General features: G+C 60.5%; 17 protein-coding genes and 1 pseudogene. 9 read left to right on the top strand and 9 right to left on the bottom strand.

Features of this window, described 5'->3' with window-relative positions:
* Window positions 1-46: 46 nt before the first annotated feature.
* From ruvB to ruvC, 5 genes are all read right to left on the bottom strand, one after another.
* Window positions 47-1087 carry a Holliday junction branch migration DNA helicase RuvB gene (gene ruvB, locus BSG20_RS21205; RefSeq protein ID WP_072378077.1) on the bottom strand — a complete coding sequence of 347 codons (1041 nt, stop codon included), beginning with the start codon at window positions 1085-1087 and terminating at the stop codon, window positions 47-49.
* A 78-nt stretch (window positions 1088-1165) separates the two neighbouring features.
* Window positions 1166-1783 (bottom strand): Holliday junction branch migration protein RuvA, encoded by a 618-nt coding sequence (gene ruvA, locus BSG20_RS21200; protein ID WP_072378078.1) that lies wholly within the window; start codon window positions 1781-1783, stop codon window positions 1166-1168.
* Window positions 1784-1796: 13 nt separating this feature from the next.
* Complete coding sequence (locus tag BSG20_RS21195) at window positions 1797-2213, bottom strand: type II toxin-antitoxin system VapC family toxin (RefSeq protein WP_072378079.1); 417 nt, start codon at window positions 2211-2213, stop codon at window positions 1797-1799.
* Window positions 2194-2457 carry an AbrB/MazE/SpoVT family DNA-binding domain-containing protein gene (locus tag BSG20_RS21190; RefSeq protein WP_072378080.1) on the bottom strand — a complete coding sequence of 88 codons (264 nt, stop codon included), beginning with the start codon at window positions 2455-2457 and terminating at the stop codon, window positions 2194-2196. The genes BSG20_RS21195 and BSG20_RS21190 overlap by 20 nt, the downstream gene beginning before the upstream one ends.
* Before the next feature lie 55 nt (window positions 2458-2512).
* Entirely contained in the window at window positions 2513-3025 is a 513-nt protein-coding gene (gene ruvC / locus BSG20_RS21185; RefSeq protein WP_072378081.1) for a crossover junction endodeoxyribonuclease RuvC, read from the bottom strand.
* A 242-nt stretch (window positions 3026-3267) separates the two neighbouring features.
* On the opposite strand from ruvC, the pseudogene BSG20_RS21180 reads away from it, so the two are divergent.
* From BSG20_RS21180 to BSG20_RS21145, 8 genes and pseudogenes are all read left to right on the top strand, one after another.
* Window positions 3268-5576, top strand: a pseudogene (locus BSG20_RS21180) (methyl-accepting chemotaxis protein).
* A 124-nt stretch (window positions 5577-5700) separates the two neighbouring features.
* Window positions 5701-6702, top strand: a complete 1002-nt coding sequence (locus BSG20_RS21175; RefSeq protein WP_072378169.1) for an LLM class flavin-dependent oxidoreductase — start codon at window positions 5701-5703, stop codon at window positions 6700-6702.
* 190 nt (window positions 6703-6892) lie between these two features.
* A complete protein-coding gene (locus tag BSG20_RS21170) occupies window positions 6893-7279 on the top strand; it encodes a c-type cytochrome (RefSeq protein ID WP_072378082.1) in 387 nt (128 codons plus the stop codon).
* Between the two features lie 140 nt (window positions 7280-7419).
* Window positions 7420-8229, top strand: a complete 810-nt coding sequence (locus BSG20_RS21165; RefSeq protein WP_072378083.1) for a cytochrome c oxidase subunit II — start codon at window positions 7420-7422, stop codon at window positions 8227-8229.
* 55 nt (window positions 8230-8284) lie between these two features.
* Window positions 8285-10060: a cytochrome c oxidase subunit I gene (gene ctaD, locus BSG20_RS21160; protein ID WP_072378084.1), complete on the top strand. Its 1776-nt coding sequence runs from the start codon at window positions 8285-8287 to the stop codon at window positions 10058-10060.
* A complete protein-coding gene (locus BSG20_RS21155) occupies window positions 10057-10767 on the top strand; it encodes a cytochrome c oxidase subunit 3 (protein WP_072378085.1) in 711 nt (236 codons plus the stop codon). The genes ctaD and BSG20_RS21155 overlap by 4 nt, the downstream gene beginning before the upstream one ends.
* 9 nt (window positions 10768-10776) lie before the next feature.
* Window positions 10777-11502 (top strand): heme-copper oxidase subunit III family protein, encoded by a 726-nt coding sequence (locus BSG20_RS21150; RefSeq protein WP_072378086.1) that lies wholly within the window; start codon window positions 10777-10779, stop codon window positions 11500-11502.
* 9 nt (window positions 11503-11511) lie between these two features.
* Entirely contained in the window at window positions 11512-11847 is a 336-nt protein-coding gene (locus tag BSG20_RS21145) for a cytochrome C oxidase subunit IV family protein (protein ID WP_007802603.1), read from the top strand.
* 514 nt (window positions 11848-12361) lie between these two features.
* On the opposite strand, the gene BSG20_RS21140 is transcribed toward BSG20_RS21145, so the two are convergent.
* A complete protein-coding gene (locus BSG20_RS21140) occupies window positions 12362-13108 on the bottom strand; it encodes a YebC/PmpR family DNA-binding transcriptional regulator (RefSeq protein WP_072378087.1) in 747 nt (248 codons plus the stop codon).
* 174 nt (window positions 13109-13282) lie between these two features.
* Here BSG20_RS21140 and BSG20_RS21135 point away from each other — a divergent pair, with 174 nt between their 5' ends.
* Window positions 13283-13786, top strand: a complete 504-nt coding sequence (locus tag BSG20_RS21135; RefSeq protein ID WP_072378088.1) for a pyridoxamine 5'-phosphate oxidase family protein — start codon at window positions 13283-13285, stop codon at window positions 13784-13786.
* Between the two features lie 30 nt (window positions 13787-13816).
* Here BSG20_RS21135 and BSG20_RS21130 read toward each other — a convergent pair whose 3' ends face one another.
* From BSG20_RS21130 to BSG20_RS21120, 3 genes are all read right to left on the bottom strand, one after another.
* On the bottom strand, window positions 13817-14650 hold the full coding sequence (locus BSG20_RS21130; protein WP_072378089.1) for an MBL fold metallo-hydrolase: 834 nt from the start codon (window positions 14648-14650) through the stop codon (window positions 13817-13819).
* Between the two features lie 122 nt (window positions 14651-14772).
* Window positions 14773-15597: a TIGR00282 family metallophosphoesterase gene (locus tag BSG20_RS21125; protein WP_072378090.1), complete on the bottom strand. Its 825-nt coding sequence runs from the start codon at window positions 15595-15597 to the stop codon at window positions 14773-14775.
* A gap of 2 nt (window positions 15598-15599) precedes the next feature.
* A complete protein-coding gene (locus tag BSG20_RS21120; RefSeq protein ID WP_072378171.1) occupies window positions 15600-16187 on the bottom strand; it encodes a 5-formyltetrahydrofolate cyclo-ligase in 588 nt (195 codons plus the stop codon).
* Window positions 16188-16232 lie beyond the last annotated feature (45 nt).

Here is a 16232-nt window from a genome sequence, read left to right as displayed (position 1 = left end):
AGATAACTCCCATTCTTGGCGCGCCACCCGAATAGCTCCGCAGGCCTCAGTCGTCTTCCTGGAACAAGCGAAACTGTGCGGCCTCGAGATCCTTGGGAGGCTGCATGCCAAGATGCTTCCAGGCCGTCGCGGTCAGGACGCGGCCGCGCGGAGTACGCTGGATGAAACCCTGCTGTATCATATAGGGCTCGATGATGTCCTCGATCGCATCGCGCGGCTCGGAAAGGCCTGCGGCGATGGTTTCGATACCGACGGGGCCGCCGCCGAAATTGACCGCGATCATGCTGAGATAACGCTTGTCGAGCTGATCGAGGCCCATATTGTCGACGAGGAGCCGTGTCAGCGCCTCGTCGGCGATCTCGCGGGTGACAGCCTCGGCCTTGGCCACTTCAGCAAAATCGCGCACCCGGCGCAGCAGGCGACCGGCAATGCGTGGCGTGCCGCGGGCTCGCCGGGCAATTTCTCGCGCGCCCTCGTCGGTCATGGGAAGGTTCATCAGGCGTGCGCCACGACGAACGATCAGTTCCAGTTCCTCGACGGTGTAGAAGCTCAGACGGACGGGAATGCCAAAGCGGTCACGCAGCGGCGTGGTCAGCAGGCCAAGGCGCGTCGTCGCGGCAACGAGGGTGAACTTCGACAGGTCGATCTTGACCGAGCGCGCTGCGGGGCCCTCGCCGATGATAAGGTCGAGCTGAAAATCCTCCATTGCGGGATAGAGGATTTCTTCGACAGCCGGGTTGAGCCGGTGGATTTCGTCGATGAAGAGCACGTCACGCTCTTCGAGATTGGTCAGAAGGGCGGCAAGATCGCCTGCCTTGGCGATAACCGGGCCGGAGGTCGAGCGGAAATTGACGCCGAGTTCCTTCGCCATGATCTGCGCGAGCGTCGTCTTGCCGAGCCCGGGTGGGCCGACGAAAAGCACGTGGTCGAGCGCTTCACCACGGTTCTTCGCAGCCTCGATGAAGACCTTCAGGTTCGCGCGCGCCTCCGCCTGGCCGGTGAACTCGTCAAGCGATTGCGGCCGCAGCGTCACATCCAGGTCTTCGCCTCGCTTTTGCGAGGATATCAGGCGCGCGGCTTCACTCATGCTGGCATTTCCCAATCTTCAAACGCTCGCGACCAATACACCAAGCGGGCGGCTTTGGCACCCGCCCGGGCAGATGGATCAGCGAGCCAATTCCTTCAACCCGAGTCGGATCAGCCTGGCGCTATCGGCGCCTTCACCGGCGGTCTTCATTGCTGCCGCAACGGCATTGGCAGCCTGATCACGCGAATAGCCGAGATTTGTCAGCGCGGATACCGCATCGGCAACCGGAGCCGCGGCAACACCTTCGCCGAGCTCCTGTTTGAGGCCGATGGTGCCGGCCGCTTCTCCCGCCAAGGCCGGCGCCTTGTTCTTGAGTTCGGTGACGATGCGCACAGCAACCTTGGGGCCAACACCTTGGGCACGCGAGACGGCCGTGCGATCCTGCAGCGCGATGGCGGTCGCAAGTTCGCTCGGCGGCAGCGTTGAAAGCACGGCGAGAGCCACCTTCGCACCGACGCCCTGAACGCTTTGCAGGAGGTTGAACCACTCGCGCTCCAGGGCAGTCATAAAGCCGAAGAGCTTCAGCTGGTCTTCACGAACGTAGGTTTCGATGAAAAGCACGCAGGCCTCGCCAACAGAGCCCAGCCGCGACAGGGTGCGGGCCGAGCAGAAGGCGACGTAGCAGATGCCGTGGACGTCGACGAGCACATAATCGTCGCCGATTTCATCGATGGTGCCTTTGAGCTTGCCGATCATAAATGGAAGTCCGTCAGGAATGGGTTTCAGGGGAGATGATGTCGAGCGAGGGGAAGTAGGCGCGATAGCGCTCGGCATCGCGTGTCAGCAGGCGGTGCGAACGCACCGATGCGTGCGCCCCGATCAGGAAGTCCGGCAGTGTTCGCTCGCGCAGGCCACCAGCTCGGCGATAGGCGAAATGGGCCATTCCAGCATGGTAGGCCGCGGAAAATGGCAAGGCCTCGCGCACCAGATTGAGACGCGCCAGCATGAACATCAGTTCGTCTTCGCTTGGCGCCATGCTCGCCAATTCGGCCCAGACGATCGGTGTCAGAATGAACCGTGCCTGCGGCCTGAGCCGCAGGATCATCTCGGAAGACCATTCCTTGAAACGTGTCTGCGGACCGAACACGTCGATGAAGACGTTGGTGTCAACGAGGACCGAGGTCATCGCGCGGTCCCCTAAGCCATTCGATATACTCGTCCGCAGTCATGCCACCGGTGTCGAACGTCCCCGAAACGCTTCTCAGCCAGGTTTCGAAGTCGGCCTCGGATACTGATCTGCCATCGGCGACGACAACCAGCCTGGCCCCCTTGTCGTCGGCAATGAAATCCACTTCCGATCCAGGGCCGATATTCAATCGGTCGCGGATGTCCTTTGGGATAGTCACCTGGCCCTTTTCAGTCACGCGCAATGGTAATACCTCTCCGGTATTACTTATCATGCGATGAGAACAAGTCAAGAACAGGTTATCCTGCAAGCGCTGCCTGCCGTATGCGACTGCTGCCGCGGTTGTGGGCGTGGCAGATGGCGATCGCCAGCGCGTCGGCGGCGTCGTCGCCCTTGAACTCGACTTTCGGCATCAGGATCTTCAGCATCATGTGGATTTGTTTCTTCTCGCCGTGGCCAACGCCGATCACGGCCTTCTTGACGGCGTTTGGAGCGTATTCTGCGACCGGCAATCCGGCACGGGCAGGCACCAGCATGGCAATACCGCGGGCCTGGCCGAGTTTCAGTGTCGCCACGGCATCCTTGTTGACGAAGGTTTGTTCGACTGCAGCCTCATCCGGCTTATAGCTATGCACGACGTCCGCCAGGCCGTCGTGCAGTTGGCAAAGGCGCGAGGCGAGGTCCATGTCGCCGTCCGAGGTGACCGTCCCGGAGGCGACGAAGCGCAGGGAATTGCCGAGCGTGTCGATAATTCCCCAACCGGTGCGGCGCAGGCCCGGATCAACGCCGATGATGCGAATCGTATTTTGCATGCTTCACCCTATTGCACTCGTGAAATAACTGCCATCGATAAGTGAACAAAACAAAAACATTGCTTGTTTTTCAGGGCGGCCGTTTACGGCAATTTAAGCTCCGTAGCCGAGTTTTGATCCATAAAATGCCAGAGGAGCTCCCTTCCTGAGAAGGCAAGGCTCCCGTGCTCTGTTTTCAGGTCAGTCGGCAGGGCGTTTCCGCGTCCTGCCGGTAAGGGCCGTTCCGGAAGGGTTCATCGTTCATGGTTCAGAGATTTCAATCCCTGTCCTTCAAGGTCATTGCCACCTTCATTCTGCTGACCGCACTGTCGATCGCGGTCATCAACGTCCTCGCTTACTTCGCCAGCAGCCGCATTTCCGGCGAACAGGCCCTCAAGGCAAAGGAAAGCGTCCTGATCTTCCGCGGCGACATGCTGCAGGATCAGCTTGAGCAGCTGGAAAACCAGGCGAACTCGATTGCGCGCATCGAAGCGCTGCAAATGTCGATCACAAGCCTGAAAAGCGGCTGGAAGACCATCGAGAAGACGTCGGGCGATGCTCGGGCGGAATTGAAGAAGGTGTTCATCACCAACAATCCGAACCCGGCCGACCAACGCGAGAAGTTGATGAAGCCGGAGGCGCCAAGCGGCTTCTACTATTCCAACCATGAGACGACGCAGAGCGAGGTGGCCCGTGATCTCGAGAACACCGCCTTCAGCGACCTGCTGATTACCGATCTCGATGGCAACGTTCTCTACTCCTACCGAAAGAACGACGATTTCGCTGAAAATCTGAAGACCGACGCATGGAAGTCGACCGGCGCCGGTCTCGCCTTCGCCAAGGCAATCGAGAACACGGCCAAGGCGACAGACGATTCCGCGCCGACGGGCTTTTCCGGCCTTCGCGTCGACGCGGCGAGCGGCAAGTCGGCAATCTTCTATGCCGTGCCGATCGTCAAGCTTGGTGGCGCGAAGGGTGTAATGCTCTTTAAGGTGCGTGAGGACATCATCACCGGCATTCTCGCCAAGGGAATTGTCGCCGGCAGCACAGCACAGGCGGCGATCATCTCGGATGGCGGCTCGGCCATCGGCGTGAACGCCACGGGCCAGCTCGTTACGCTCGATACCGCGCCTTTCACATTCGCCAAGGACGCGCTTTTGGCGAAGGGTATGACGGTCGACGACTTCGATCGTGCCGATGGCTTGGCGCGGGCCTATGTCCGCGGCATCGATTATCAGGGTTCCCGCTTCCTCGTGGTGGAAAGCGTGCGGCTCAGCGAACTCAACGCCGGCTCTCTCGAAATCGCGGCGCTGCTGACGATAATTGTTTCGGTGTTCTCGTCGTCATGGCCGTGGCGACCTGGGTGATCACCAAGCGGCTCTTCTCGCCGCTTGCCCGCCTTGCCGGCGTCACCCGCGATGTCGCCGACGGCAACCTCGCCGTTAAGATCGGCAGCCAGAACCGCGGCGACGAGATCGGCACGATGGCGAAGGCACTGGCAAGGTTCAAGCAGTCGCTGGTGGAAAGCCGTGAACTGGAAGCCGCCAGCAACGAAACCCGGGCCCGCGCGGAGCGGGATCGCCAGCAGCACATGGCCGAGCGCGAGAGGGAAGCCCGGACATTGCAGGAGGTCGTTCAAGCGATCGACCAGGGCCTGCATCACCTTGCCAATGGCGATCTTGCCTATCAGATCGAGACCCGCTTCCCGAACGAGCTCGAAAGCCTGCGCATCAATTTCAACGAAGCGCTGGCTGCCCTTAGCGAAACGATGACGGCGATCGGCGGCAACTCCATGGCCGTGCGCTCGGGTTCCGAGGAAATGCGCACGGGCGCCGATCAACTGGCGGGCCGCACCGAGCGTCAGGCCGCCTCGATCACCGAGACTGCAAACGCAATCGATGCGATCACCCAGTCGGTCCGCGTTCAGATCGAGCGTGCCGAACAGGCAGAGCGCATCGCCCGCGACGCCAAGCGGGAGACGACCGGCTCCAGCCAGATCATGCGCGAGACGATTGCCGCGATGGAGGCGATCCAGGCCTCGTCGCGCCAGATCAACTCGATCATCGCCGTCATCGACGCGATTGCCTTCCAGACCAACCTCTTGGCTCTCAATGCCGGCGTCGAGGCAGCGCGTGCCGGCGAATCCGGCAAGGGCTTTGCTGTCGTTGCCATGGAAGTGCGCGAACTGGCGCAGCGTTCGTCGAGCGCTGCCAAGGAGATCGCGAGCCTGCTGCAGAAGTCCACGCGCGAGGTAGAAATGGGCGTATCTCTCGTCGAGCGTGCCGGCGACGCGCTGATGGGGATCGGCAGCCACGTCGAGGCGATCAACGGCCAGATCAGCGAGATCATGGAAACGACGCGCGAAGAGGCGGACACGCTGCGGCAGATAAACACGGCAGTGTCCGAGCTGGATGCGATGACGCAGCAGAACGCTGCAATGGTCGAGGAGACCACTGCAGCGATCCACCGGCTCGCCACCGAAGCTGTGGAGATGGACCGACAGCTGGCGAACTTCACGCTGACCGAGGGGCACCAAAGTGCTGAGGTGCACGTCCTGAGACGTCGGGCTTGAATAGGCGCTCGTGAAATGAACGAGGGGGCCGGGAGACCGCCCCTTTTTCCTTTTCAGCTCGTTTGGAATGGGCGCAGTGCACACCTACATAGACCTGTCCTTCCAACTATCGACAGGCATCGCCATGGTTCCCTTCTCCATCCTCGATCTCTCTCCTGTTCCAGAAGGCGGGACGATCCGCCAGTCGCTCGAGGGCTCCGCGCGCATGGCGCAGAAGGCCGAAGCGTTCGGGTACAACCGCTTTTGGCTTGCGGAACATCATGGCATGCCGGGCATCGCCAGTGCGGCGACGGCCGTCGTGATCAGCCATGTCGGCGCGGCGACGAAGCGCATCCGTATCGGCTCCGGCGGTATCATGCTTCCGAACCATTCGCCGCTGGTCATTGCAGAGCAATTCGGAACGCTGGAGGCCCTGTTTCCGGGCCGAGTCGATCTCGGCCTTGGACGTGCTCCCGGCACCGATATGCGCACCACACAGGCTCTGCGACGCAATCTCGACGCCGGGGCGCAGAGCTTTCCGAATGACGTCGTCGAGCTGCAGCAGTTGCTCGGCGCGCCGATGGAGAATCAGACGATCCTCGCTGTTCCAGGCATGAATTCCAACGTTCCGATCTGGCTGCTGGGCTCCAGTCTCTATAGTGCGCAACTCGCCGCGATGCTGGGCTTGCCCTATGCGTTCGCCTCGCATTTCGCACCGGACTCGCTGCTTGATGCCATCGACATCTATCGCAGCCGCTTCAAGCCATCTGCCGTGCTCGACAAGCCCTATGTCATGGTCGGCGTCATGGGTTCTGTCGCCCAAACGGACGAGGAGGCACAGTATCATTTCACCTCCGCCCAGCAGCAGTTCGTCAATCTGCGCCGCAACGTGCGCGGCCAGTTTCCGCGTCCTGTCGAGAATATGGAGAGCTTCTGGTCGCCGATGGAGAAACTGACGGTGGAGCATACATTGCGCTATGCCGTCGTCGGTTCGCAGAAGACGGCGGAGGCAAAGCTCACCGATTTCCTGGCCGAGACGGAAGCGGACGAAGTCATCATCTCCATGCCGATCCACGATATCGAGGCGAGATTGAAGTCGGTCGAGCTGTTCGCCGGGCTCAGAAACTTCCTCCGCGCTGCGGCCTAATGTCGCGCATCGCGGGCGGTTCAGGCCACACAGCCATTTGTGCGAATTGACTTAACGCAGCCGGACCATAGCTTTGCTTGATCACACATGTCGTTTGCATGGCGTTGCGGCGATGCAAATGTGATAGACGGCGCACGCCGCAAATCGCGCGCGGTCGGTTTCGAGCAACCTTTGGAGGATGAGGCTTGCGATGCGTTACCGTGGTCTTGCTGTTTTGATTTCACTGATCTGTCTTCCCACCTCGGTTGCCATCGCCCAAGAAGGCGATCCGGCGGCCGGGGAAACGGTATTTAAGAAGTGTGCGGTCTGTCACATTGCCGACAGCGACAAGAACAAGGTCGGACCGTCGTTGAACCACGTGTTCGGTCGAACTGCCGGGACGCATCCAAACTTTGCCTATTCACCGGCGATGAAGGCCGCGGGCACAGCCGGGTTGGTCTGGGACGAGGCGACGCTGCGCGATTATCTTCACGACCCAAAGTTGAAGGTTAAGGGAACGAAGATGGTATTCGTCGGCCTGAAGGATGATGGCGAGATTACCAATCTGATTGCCTATCTCAAGCAATTCTCGAAATGAAATCAGCTTATTGCGGCCTCGCCGACTGATTTGGAGGCCTCACTCGTGGCATTGCCGTGATGCATCGTTTATGAGATAGTCGTAACGTAAGTGCCAACGGATTGCGGGTAATTTCCGCATGCGACGGCTTGGAGGAACGCATGGTTGTCGTGCTGGTTCTCGTTCTGATCGTCATCGGGTCGGTGGCATTCCATCTGTTCAGCCCGTGGTGGTGGACTCCGATCGCCTCGAACTGGAACTACATCGACAATACCATCATCATCACGTTCTGGATCACCGGCATCGTCTTCGTGGCGGTGATCTCGTTCATGGCCTACTGCATCTATCGCTTCCGTCACCGGCCCGGCCACCAGGCGGCCTACGAGCCGGAGAACAAGCGCCTCGAATGGTGGCTTGCGGGCAGCACGGCCCTTGGTGTGGGGGCGATGCTGGCACCTGGCCTCGTCGTCTGGAACCAGTTCGTGACGGTTCCGCCGGACGCTGGCGAAATCGAAGTCGTCGGGCAGCAATGGCTTTGGAATTTCCGGCTGCCAGGCGCCGACGGCAAGCTCGGGAGAGCCGACAATCGGGCGGTTTCAGCCGACAATCCACTTGGCGTGATCAGGAACGATCCGGCAGGGTCCGACGATATCATCATTTCAGGGGGCGAACTGCATCTGCTGCTCGGCAAGCCGATCCGCGTTCACCTGCGCTCGGTCGATGTGCTGCATGATTTCTACGTTCCCGAGTTCCGGGCAAAGATGGACATGATCCCCGGTTCGGTCACCTATTTCTGGTTCACGCCGACGCGCACGGGCACGTTCGAAGTGCTGTGCGCGGAGCTTTGCGGCGTCGGACATCCACAGATGCGAGGGACGGTCGTTGTCGACGAGGCGGACGCCTATCAGGCGTGGCTTGCGCAGCAACAGACGTTCTCGCAGCTGATGGCAGCGGTTGAACCGGCCAAATAGGCCGGCGTTACGGCAGGGGGAGCAGCCGTAACGGGAGGAGGAAGGAAGGCATGCGATGGTTGATATTCCAACCAGTGTCGGCGACGCTATCCCGCCTGCCGAGGTGGCCGATGTCGAGCTCTATCATCCGAAGAGCTGGTGGACGAAGTACGTCTTCAGCCAGGATGCCAAGGTCATTGCCATCCAGTATTCCATGACGGCGTTCGCGATCGGCTTCGTGGCGCTGGTCCTGTCGTGGCTGATGCGCCTGCAGCTCGGCTTCCCCGGCTATTTCTCCTTCATCGACGCCGATCACTATTATCAGTTCATCACCATGCACGGGATGATCATGGTGATCTATCTGCTGACCGCGCTCTTCCTCGGCGGCTTCGGCAACTACCTCATCCCCTTGATGGTCGGCGCTCGCGACATGGTGTTTCCCTATGCGAACATGCTGAGCTATTGGCTCTACCTGCTCGCCGTCATCGTGCTTGTCGCGGGTTTTTTTGCGCCCGGAGGTCCGACAGGCGCGGGCTGGACGCTCTACCCGCCGCAGGCGTTGACCTCGGGTACGCCGGGTGGGCGCGACTGGGGCATCATCCTGATGCTGTCTTCGCTGATCATCTTCATCATCGGCTTCACGATGGGCGGACTGAACTATGTCGTCACCGTGCTGCAGGGGCGGGCGCGCGGCATGACGCTGATGCGGATGCCATTGACCGTCTGGGGCATTTTCACCGCCACCGTCATGGCATTGCTCGCGTTCCCGGCACTGTTCGTCGCTGCAGTCATGATGCTGTTCGACAGGCTGCTCGGCACCAGCTTCTTCATGCCTGCCATGGTCGAGATGGGGGAGCAGCTGAAATCCGAGGGCGGCAGCCCGATCCTCTTCCAGCACCTCTTCTGGTTCTTCGGCCATCCGGAAGTCTATATCGTGGCGCTTCCGGCTTTCGGCATCGTCTCCGATCTGATCAGCACGCATGCCCGAAAGAATATCTTCGGCTACCGCATGATGGTGTGGGCGATCGTGATCATCGGGGCGCTGAGCTTCGTCGTGTGGGCACATCACATGTACGTCAGCGGCATGAACCCGAATTTCGGGTTCTTCTTCGCCACGACGACGCTGATCATAGCCGTGCCGACCGCGATTAAGGTCTATAACTGGGTGCTGACGCTGTGGCGGGGTGATATCCATCTGACCTTGCCGATGCTGTTTGCCATCGGCTTCATCGTAACCTTCGTCAATGGCGGCTTGACCGGGCTCTTTCTCGGCAATGTCGTGGTGGATGTGCCGCTGTCCGATACGATGTTCGTGGTTGCGCACTTCCATATGGTGATGGGTGTGGCCCCCATCATGGTGATCTTCGGCGCAATCTATCACTGGTACCCGAAGGTTACCGGGCGGATGCTCGACGAGGTTCTCGGGCGGATCCATTTCTGGGTTACTTTCATCGGCGCCTACGCGATCTTCTTCCCCATGCACTACGTGGGACTTGTGGGCGTCCCGCGCCGCTATTTCGAGCTTGGCGACACGGTCTTCATTCCGCCTTCTGTGCATACGCTGAACATGTTCATTTCCGTCGCCGCGCTTGTTGTCGGCGCGGCTCAGATGGTGTTCCTGTTCAATGTCGTCTGGAGCCTCTTCCGAGGTCGGGAGGCCGGCGGCAACCCGTGGCGGGCGACGACCCTCGAATGGCAGACGCCACAGACGCCGCCCGCCCATGGCAATTGGGGTAAGGACCTTCCGATCGTCTATCGCTGGGCCTACGACTACAGTGTCCCGGGTGCGGCCGAAGACTTCATACCCCAGAACCAGCCGCCAACCGCCGGATTGTCGAGGGCGCCGGCATGAGCGTCGTTCTCGTCTTCCTCGCGGGAATAGCCGCGATCGTCATCTGGTGGATGTCGGGGCAAGGGTTGATGTCGAAGCCATGGATGGAGGTCGGTACGCTCGACGATATCCAAGGACCGGCCAAGCCCCCGATCCCCACTGCCAAGATTGGCCTCGGCATTTTCCTCGCAGTTGTCGGTGCCCTCTTCTCCCTGTTGGCCAGCGCTTATCTTTCGCGAATGAGTGGCGCCGATTGGTGGGCGATCCCCGTTCCTCGGCTTCTCTTTGCGAATACGGCGGTACTGATCGCCAGTTGTGCAGCTCTGCAATGGGCTGTGGTCGAAGCGCGCCGCGGCGCTGATGAAGGCATGCGACTGGGGCTCGATGTTTCGCTGGCGACCGCGGTGCTGTTTCTCGCCGGGCAAGTCGTGGCCTGGCTGCAGCTCGTTGCGGCGGGTTATGTGCTGGCCGATAACCCGGCGAACAGCTTCTTCTACATGCTGACCGGGTTGCACGGCCTCCACATTCTCGGTGGGCTGGCCGTGCTTGCGCGAACACGGGTGAGATTGCTGGCCGGCAGCACCGCTCCATCCGCCAGGCTGCGCCTCGGCATCGAACTCTGCGCCACCTACTGGCACTTCATGCTCGTTGTGTGGCTCCTTCTCTTCGCGCTCTTCACCGGCTGGGCGAACGACTTCGTCGACCTCTGCCGCCAACTCGTTTCCTAAGGGTGGATAATGGCCGAACTGACCCGAATGGACACCGAAGATGTAGCCCCCCCGCACGCCAGCGGGCTGCGTGGCGTTGCGGCCGACTTTGCCTCGGACCAGCGGGCGTTCAAGAATGTCTCCTGGGGCAAGGCCATGATGTGGATCTTCCTCCTCAGCGACACCTTCATCTTCGGGTGTTTCCTGCTGGCCTATATGACCGCCCGGATGTCAACGCCGGTTCCCTGGCCCAATCCAAGCGAGGTCTTTGCGCTCAATATCGGCGGGCAGGAGGTTCCGCTGATCCTGATCGCGATCATGACCTTCGTTCTGATCAGCAGCAGTGGCACGATGGCCATGGCCGTCAACTTCGGTTATCGCCGTGAGCGCGGGAAAACGGCTGCCTTGATGCTTCTGACTGCAATGCTTGGTGCCACATTTGTCGGAATGCAGGCCTTCGAATGGACGAAGCTCATCACCGAAGGCGTGCGACCTTGGGAAAACCCCTGGGGTGCGGCACAGTTCGGATCATCCTTCTTCATGATCACCGGTTTTCACGGAACGCATGTGACGTTCGGCGTGATCTTCCTGCTGATTACCGCGCGCAAGGTATGGCGCGGGGACTTCGATACGGGCAGGCCCGGCTTCTTCACAAGCCGCAAGGGCAACTATGAGGTCGTCGAGATCATGGGCCTCTACTGGCACTTCGTCGACCTCGTCTGGGTCTTCATCTTCGCGTTCTTTTATCTGTGGTGAGGTCGCATTATGGCACAGGCACAAGCGCATTCCGGTCAACAGCATCCGATCCGGCTTTACCTCGTCGTCTGGGGATTGCTTTTCGTCCTCAGCACCTTCTCTTATCTCGTCGATTATCTCGGCATTCAGGGCTATCTGCGCTGGACGCTCATCATCGTCTTCATGATGCTGAAAGCGGGGCTGATCGTTGCCATCTTCATGCACATGGCATGGGAGCGGCTGGCGCTCGTCTACGCGATAATGTTGCCGCCGCTGCTCGTTCTGGTCTTCGTGGCGATGATGGCGTCGGAGTCGCACTACACGATCTTCACCCGGCTTGCTTTCCTCGGCGGCGCTGGTTCCTGACCGGTGCCATCGGGGATGTGCCGACATCACCTTCTCGTTCGGATAGACGCCCCACAGAGCAGACTGATGAACGAAGCCGTCGAGGTCATGGCCGGTGACTCGAGTGTCCATCACAGGAACGCGCAGCAAGCCAAACACGGGCTTCACGTTTTGCAACGCGTGGCGCAGCGCCCATCGGCACGGGCGCGGTGATCCAAGGGCCGATCGACACAGTGCGGCGGCTGCAAAGCAGGCCACCGTGCGTTCGCCCGGGAGATGCCAGTCCCGTCCGCACCTGACGCCAGTTTCCATATTCGGCCGTGATTTCCAACGGCAGGCCGGTATCTGGTAGACCCATTGCGTGGGCGAAGGTCCGACGCGTGCGCGCCTCTTTCGATTTCACGCAAGCAAAGCGGGGCACACGAAGCCGGTTTCGCGTCCGGGCGAACCGGTCGACGATCGGATGTGACCGGACGGCCAAAACAACTAAGCCGGCGACGTTTCCGTGGCCGGCTTTGTTGAAACTTGGGATCGGTCAGGCCGAGAGCTTGGCCAGGACTTCTTCGGAGACTTCGAAGTTGGAGTAGACGTTCTGGACGTCGTCATCGTCTTCGAGGCTGTCGATGAGCTTCAGCAGCGATTGGGCTCTCTCTTCGTCGACCGGCACATTGTTCTGGGCGCGCCAGACGGACTTGACGGTTTCCGCTTCGCCGAGCGTCGCTTCCAGTGCCTTGGCAACTTCGCCGAGGGATTCGAAGGAACAGGTGATGTAGTGGCCTTCCTCGTCGGTCTCGACGTCGTCGGCACCCGCTTCGATGGCTGCTTCCATCATCTTGTCGGCATCGCCTGCCGACAGCTTGTAGGTGATCTCGCCGACGTGGTCGAAGGAGAAGGAGACCGAGCCGGTTTCGCCGAGTGCGCCGCCGGCCTTGGTGAAGATCGAGCGGACGTTGGAAGCGGTGCGGTTGCGGTTGTCGGTGAGCGCCTCGACGATGATTGCCGTGCCGCCCGGACCGTAGCCCTCGTAGCGGACTTCATCGTAGTTCTCGCCGTCGGCACCGGCTGCCTTCTTGATGGCACGGTCGATGTTGTCCTTTGGCATGGACTGGGCCTTGGCGTTCTGGATCGCGAGGCGCAGGCGGGCGTTCATCGAAGGATCAGGCAAGCCAGCCTTGGCGGCAACGGTGATTTCGCGCGCAAGCTTCGAGAACATTTTCGATCGCACGGAATCCTGACGGCCCTTGCGATGCATGATGTTTTTAAACTGTGAATGGCCAGCCATGGCACCCCTGTTCACGTCTTATTGTCGGAATGGGCCGCCTTATAAGAGCGAAATGGGCCGTATTCAAGGGAAAACGGCTTCATTCTCCCGGGGTACCCGCTTGTCCGGAATTACGGAACAAAGCTCCGAAGCTGGCGTTTCAAGACACGGACCCTTGAAACGGAAGGAAGTGCTATGGCTAGTTTCAACGAGGCGCGGAAACACCCGGCACGTCAGCTCTGGGATCAGGTCAACGACATTCATGCCGGCATGCTCGGCGTGGACGGAGCGGACATGCATATGCAGCCAATGGCGCCCCATGCCGATCCGAAGACCAATACGATCTGGTTCTACTCGAAATCGGACGCAGAAATCGCCCGTGCCATCAAGCCGGGCACCAGGGCACATTTCTGCGTCGTGGGAAAGCATCACGACTATCACGCTTGCCTAGCCGGCAAGATCGAGGTGCGGTCCGATCCGTCGAAGATCAATGAGTACTGGGATTCCGTCGTCGCCGCCTGGTATGAGGACGGCAAGAAGGATCCGAAGCTGACGATGCTTGTGATGCATGTTGACGACGCAGAGATCTGGGTCTCTACCGGCAGTAAGCTCAAATTTGGTTGGGAGATTGCCAAGGCCAATCTCGATGATGACAAGATGCCCGATGTCGGCATCCGGCAGCATCTGCAGTTCGCTTGAATGACATAGACCCGGCGCCCTCCGGGTCTTTTACTGCATGCCTTTGGCGACGTAGATCAATGGCTTCCTCGGCAATGTCCGTAGCGACACGGTGATCGTGTTCGTCGGTGCGTAGCTGATATCGAAATCGGGTCCGAACATCGACAGGAAGCTTTGCAGCGGCCTTGGCTGGTGCATCGGCAGGATGAGAGAGGCGCGCAGGCGCTTGATGACCCGACTCATGCTGTCCGAGCCCATCGTCAGGCCGCCATCGACGGGAACCATGACGACGTCAAGCCGGCCGATCTCGGCATAGTGCGCTTGCGTCAACTCATAATGAAGGTGGCCGAGGTGGCCGATGCAGAGCCCGGCAATCTCGAAGATAAAGATTGAATTGCCGTCCGTCTGCGGCGCACCGAAGCCGCCTCTGATATCCGTTGTAACGTTGCGGATGTAGGTGTCGCCGACGACGAGGTTTACCTTCGCCTTTTCCCCCGGCACGTCGCTCCATCCGTGCAGGACGTGTTGAATGCCAGGGTCGGCCGCCAGCGTATAATGCGAGGAATGGGCGCGGTTCATGGTGACGACCATCGGCACGTGCGGCGGCGAATACCAGCCGCTATAGTCGGTCGCGATGGTTACGCCGCCTGGCGTTTCGATAAGGAAGGTGGAATGTCCGATGTAGGTCAGCGTGACCGATTGGTCGCTAGCGCCGGCGCCAACGATCGGCGCTGGACCTGTGAAGCTGGCAAAGGTCGCTTGCGGGATCGATTGGGCGATGGCCTGGCACTGGCTGACGTTCTTTTCTTCTTGAGCGACGGCCGCTTCGGCCGCGATGAGGACCATCAGGCAGGCGATTGCGAAGACAAGAAAACGTGGCTTCATGCCACTTCCTCCGGCGCTTTCACGGGTCGTTGGGAGGATGCGGCAAGCCGCCGCAGCGGTCCAGTTGAAATCCGGAGCCGCTGCTCACTTTTGCGTCATGGCGGGAGCCTGCCTGAAAGGCTCTAGCGCCAAAACTCCGGAATGGTTTCGGCGAGCCGGGGGCCCAGGCGCAGCGGCGCGATCTTTTCTGCGAGGCCGGTCGCATCTGATATTTCGACGCCGACGCCGCAGATGGTGGCCGGGCCGGTCGCTGCCTCCATGCGGCCTTTCGGCATCTTGGAGATGAAGCGGTTCAGTGGTTCTTCCTTGTCCATGCCGAGCGAGGAATCGTAGTCGCCGCACATGCCTGCATCCGATATGTAGGCGGTGCCGCCGTTCAGGATCTGGTGATCGGCTGTCGGCACATGCGTATGCGTGCCGACGACGAAACTGGCGCGGCCGTCGACGAAATGGCCGAAGCACTGCTTCTCGCTGGTCGCTTCGGCGTGGAAGTCGAAGATGATTGCATCCGCCTGCTCTTTAAGCGGGCAGGCATCCAGGATTGTCTCGGCGGATTTGAAGGGATCGTCCAACTCCGGGTGCATGAAGACGCGGCCCATGACATTTGCGACCAGCACGCGTGCACCGTTGCGGGCATAGAACAGGCCTGAGCCGCGCCCCGGCGTGCCCTGCGGGTAGTTGGCCGGCCGCAGGAACTGGTCGTGACGTCCCGCAAAGGCGACCGCTTCCTTCTGATCCCAGACGTGGTTGCCTGTCGTGACGACATCCGCGCCCGCATTGATCGTCTCCAGGAAGATATCCTCGGTGATGCCGAAACCGCCTGCGGCGTTCTCGCCGTTGACGACGACGAAATCGAGCTTCAGGTCGGAAATAAGGCCGGGGAGGCGGTTCCAGACGGCGGTGCGTCCGGTCTTACCCACCATGTCACCCAGAAAAAGCAGTCGCATTGCTATCCAATCCAAGAGGCAAAAAAACGCAGCCCGCTTTCTGTCAGGAGGGCGTCCAGACTGACGTCGTGCGGCTCGTCGGGCACATGTGCCACTTCCTGGCAGTCGAATGCAATGCCGATCAGTTTCGGATGCAGGCCTTTTTGCCGCAAAAGCTCGATGGCGCGGTCATAATAGCCAGCGCCATAACCGATGCGATGGCCGCGATTGTCGAAAGCGGAGAGGGGCACCAGCATGATCTCGGGATCGAGCACGACGGCGTCCGCAGGCGGACCCGAGGTGCCGAAGCCTGTGCTGACCAACGGGACACCGCGTACGAGCTGACGAAAGACGATCGTCTGCTTGTCGAGTATCGCCGGTACGCAAAGCCGTGCTCCGCGCGCCTGGAATCGCGCCATAAGCGGCCGGATATCCGCTTCGGAGCGGATCGGCAGAAAGCCGGACACGGTCGTCCCTGGCTCGAATGCGACCGCCTCGCCGGCATGCTCGGCCATTGCAAGGCTCATCTCGATGCGAGTATCTTCCGGGATCGCGTCGCGCAGTGCGAGCCGCCCGGTACGCATTTTCGCTTTCAGTTCTTTCGGGGTCATGCGGTCCATCGCGCTGTTTTCAGCAGACCATAGTGGGCCAGGCGA

It is taken from the genome of Rhizobium tibeticum (assembly GCF_900110205.1).
Classification (GTDB): Bacteria; Pseudomonadota; Alphaproteobacteria; order Rhizobiales; family Rhizobiaceae; genus Rhizobium; species Rhizobium tibeticum.
The sequence above is the reverse complement of the archived record's forward strand: the minus strand, read 5'-3'. Positions and strand labels throughout refer to the sequence as shown.

Coding starts and splice junctions, on each gene's coding strand:
- ruvB (WP_072378077.1), bottom strand. CDS start 1,087: ATGAGTGAAGCCGCGCGCCTGATATCCTCGCAAAAGCGAGGCGAAGAC.
- ruvA (WP_072378078.1), bottom strand. CDS start 1,783: ATGATCGGCAAGCTCAAAGGCACCATCGATGAAATCGGCGACGATTAT.
- BSG20_RS21195 (WP_072378079.1), bottom strand. CDS start 2,213: ATGACCTCGGTCCTCGTTGACACCAACGTCTTCATCGACGTGTTCGGT.
- ruvC (WP_072378081.1), bottom strand. CDS start 3,025: ATGCAAAATACGATTCGCATCATCGGCGTTGATCCGGGCCTGCGCCGC.
- BSG20_RS21175 (WP_072378169.1), top strand. CDS start 5,701: ATGGTTCCCTTCTCCATCCTCGATCTCTCTCCTGTTCCAGAAGGCGGG.
- BSG20_RS21170 (WP_072378082.1), top strand. CDS start 6,893: ATGCGTTACCGTGGTCTTGCTGTTTTGATTTCACTGATCTGTCTTCCC.
- BSG20_RS21165 (WP_072378083.1), top strand. CDS start 7,420: ATGGTTGTCGTGCTGGTTCTCGTTCTGATCGTCATCGGGTCGGTGGCA.
- ctaD (WP_072378084.1), top strand. CDS start 8,285: ATGGTTGATATTCCAACCAGTGTCGGCGACGCTATCCCGCCTGCCGAG.
- BSG20_RS21155 (WP_072378085.1), top strand. CDS start 10,057: ATGAGCGTCGTTCTCGTCTTCCTCGCGGGAATAGCCGCGATCGTCATC.
- BSG20_RS21150 (WP_072378086.1), top strand. CDS start 10,777: ATGGCCGAACTGACCCGAATGGACACCGAAGATGTAGCCCCCCCGCAC.
- BSG20_RS21145 (WP_007802603.1), top strand. CDS start 11,512: ATGGCACAGGCACAAGCGCATTCCGGTCAACAGCATCCGATCCGGCTT.
- BSG20_RS21140 (WP_072378087.1), bottom strand. CDS start 13,108: ATGGCTGGCCATTCACAGTTTAAAAACATCATGCATCGCAAGGGCCGT.
- BSG20_RS21135 (WP_072378088.1), top strand. CDS start 13,283: ATGGCTAGTTTCAACGAGGCGCGGAAACACCCGGCACGTCAGCTCTGG.
- BSG20_RS21130 (WP_072378089.1), bottom strand. CDS start 14,650: ATGAAGCCACGTTTTCTTGTCTTCGCAATCGCCTGCCTGATGGTCCTC.
- BSG20_RS21125 (WP_072378090.1), bottom strand. CDS start 15,597: ATGCGACTGCTTTTTCTGGGTGACATGGTGGGTAAGACCGGACGCACC.
- BSG20_RS21120 (WP_072378171.1), bottom strand. CDS start 16,187: ATGACCCCGAAAGAACTGAAAGCGAAAATGCGTACCGGGCGGCTCGCA.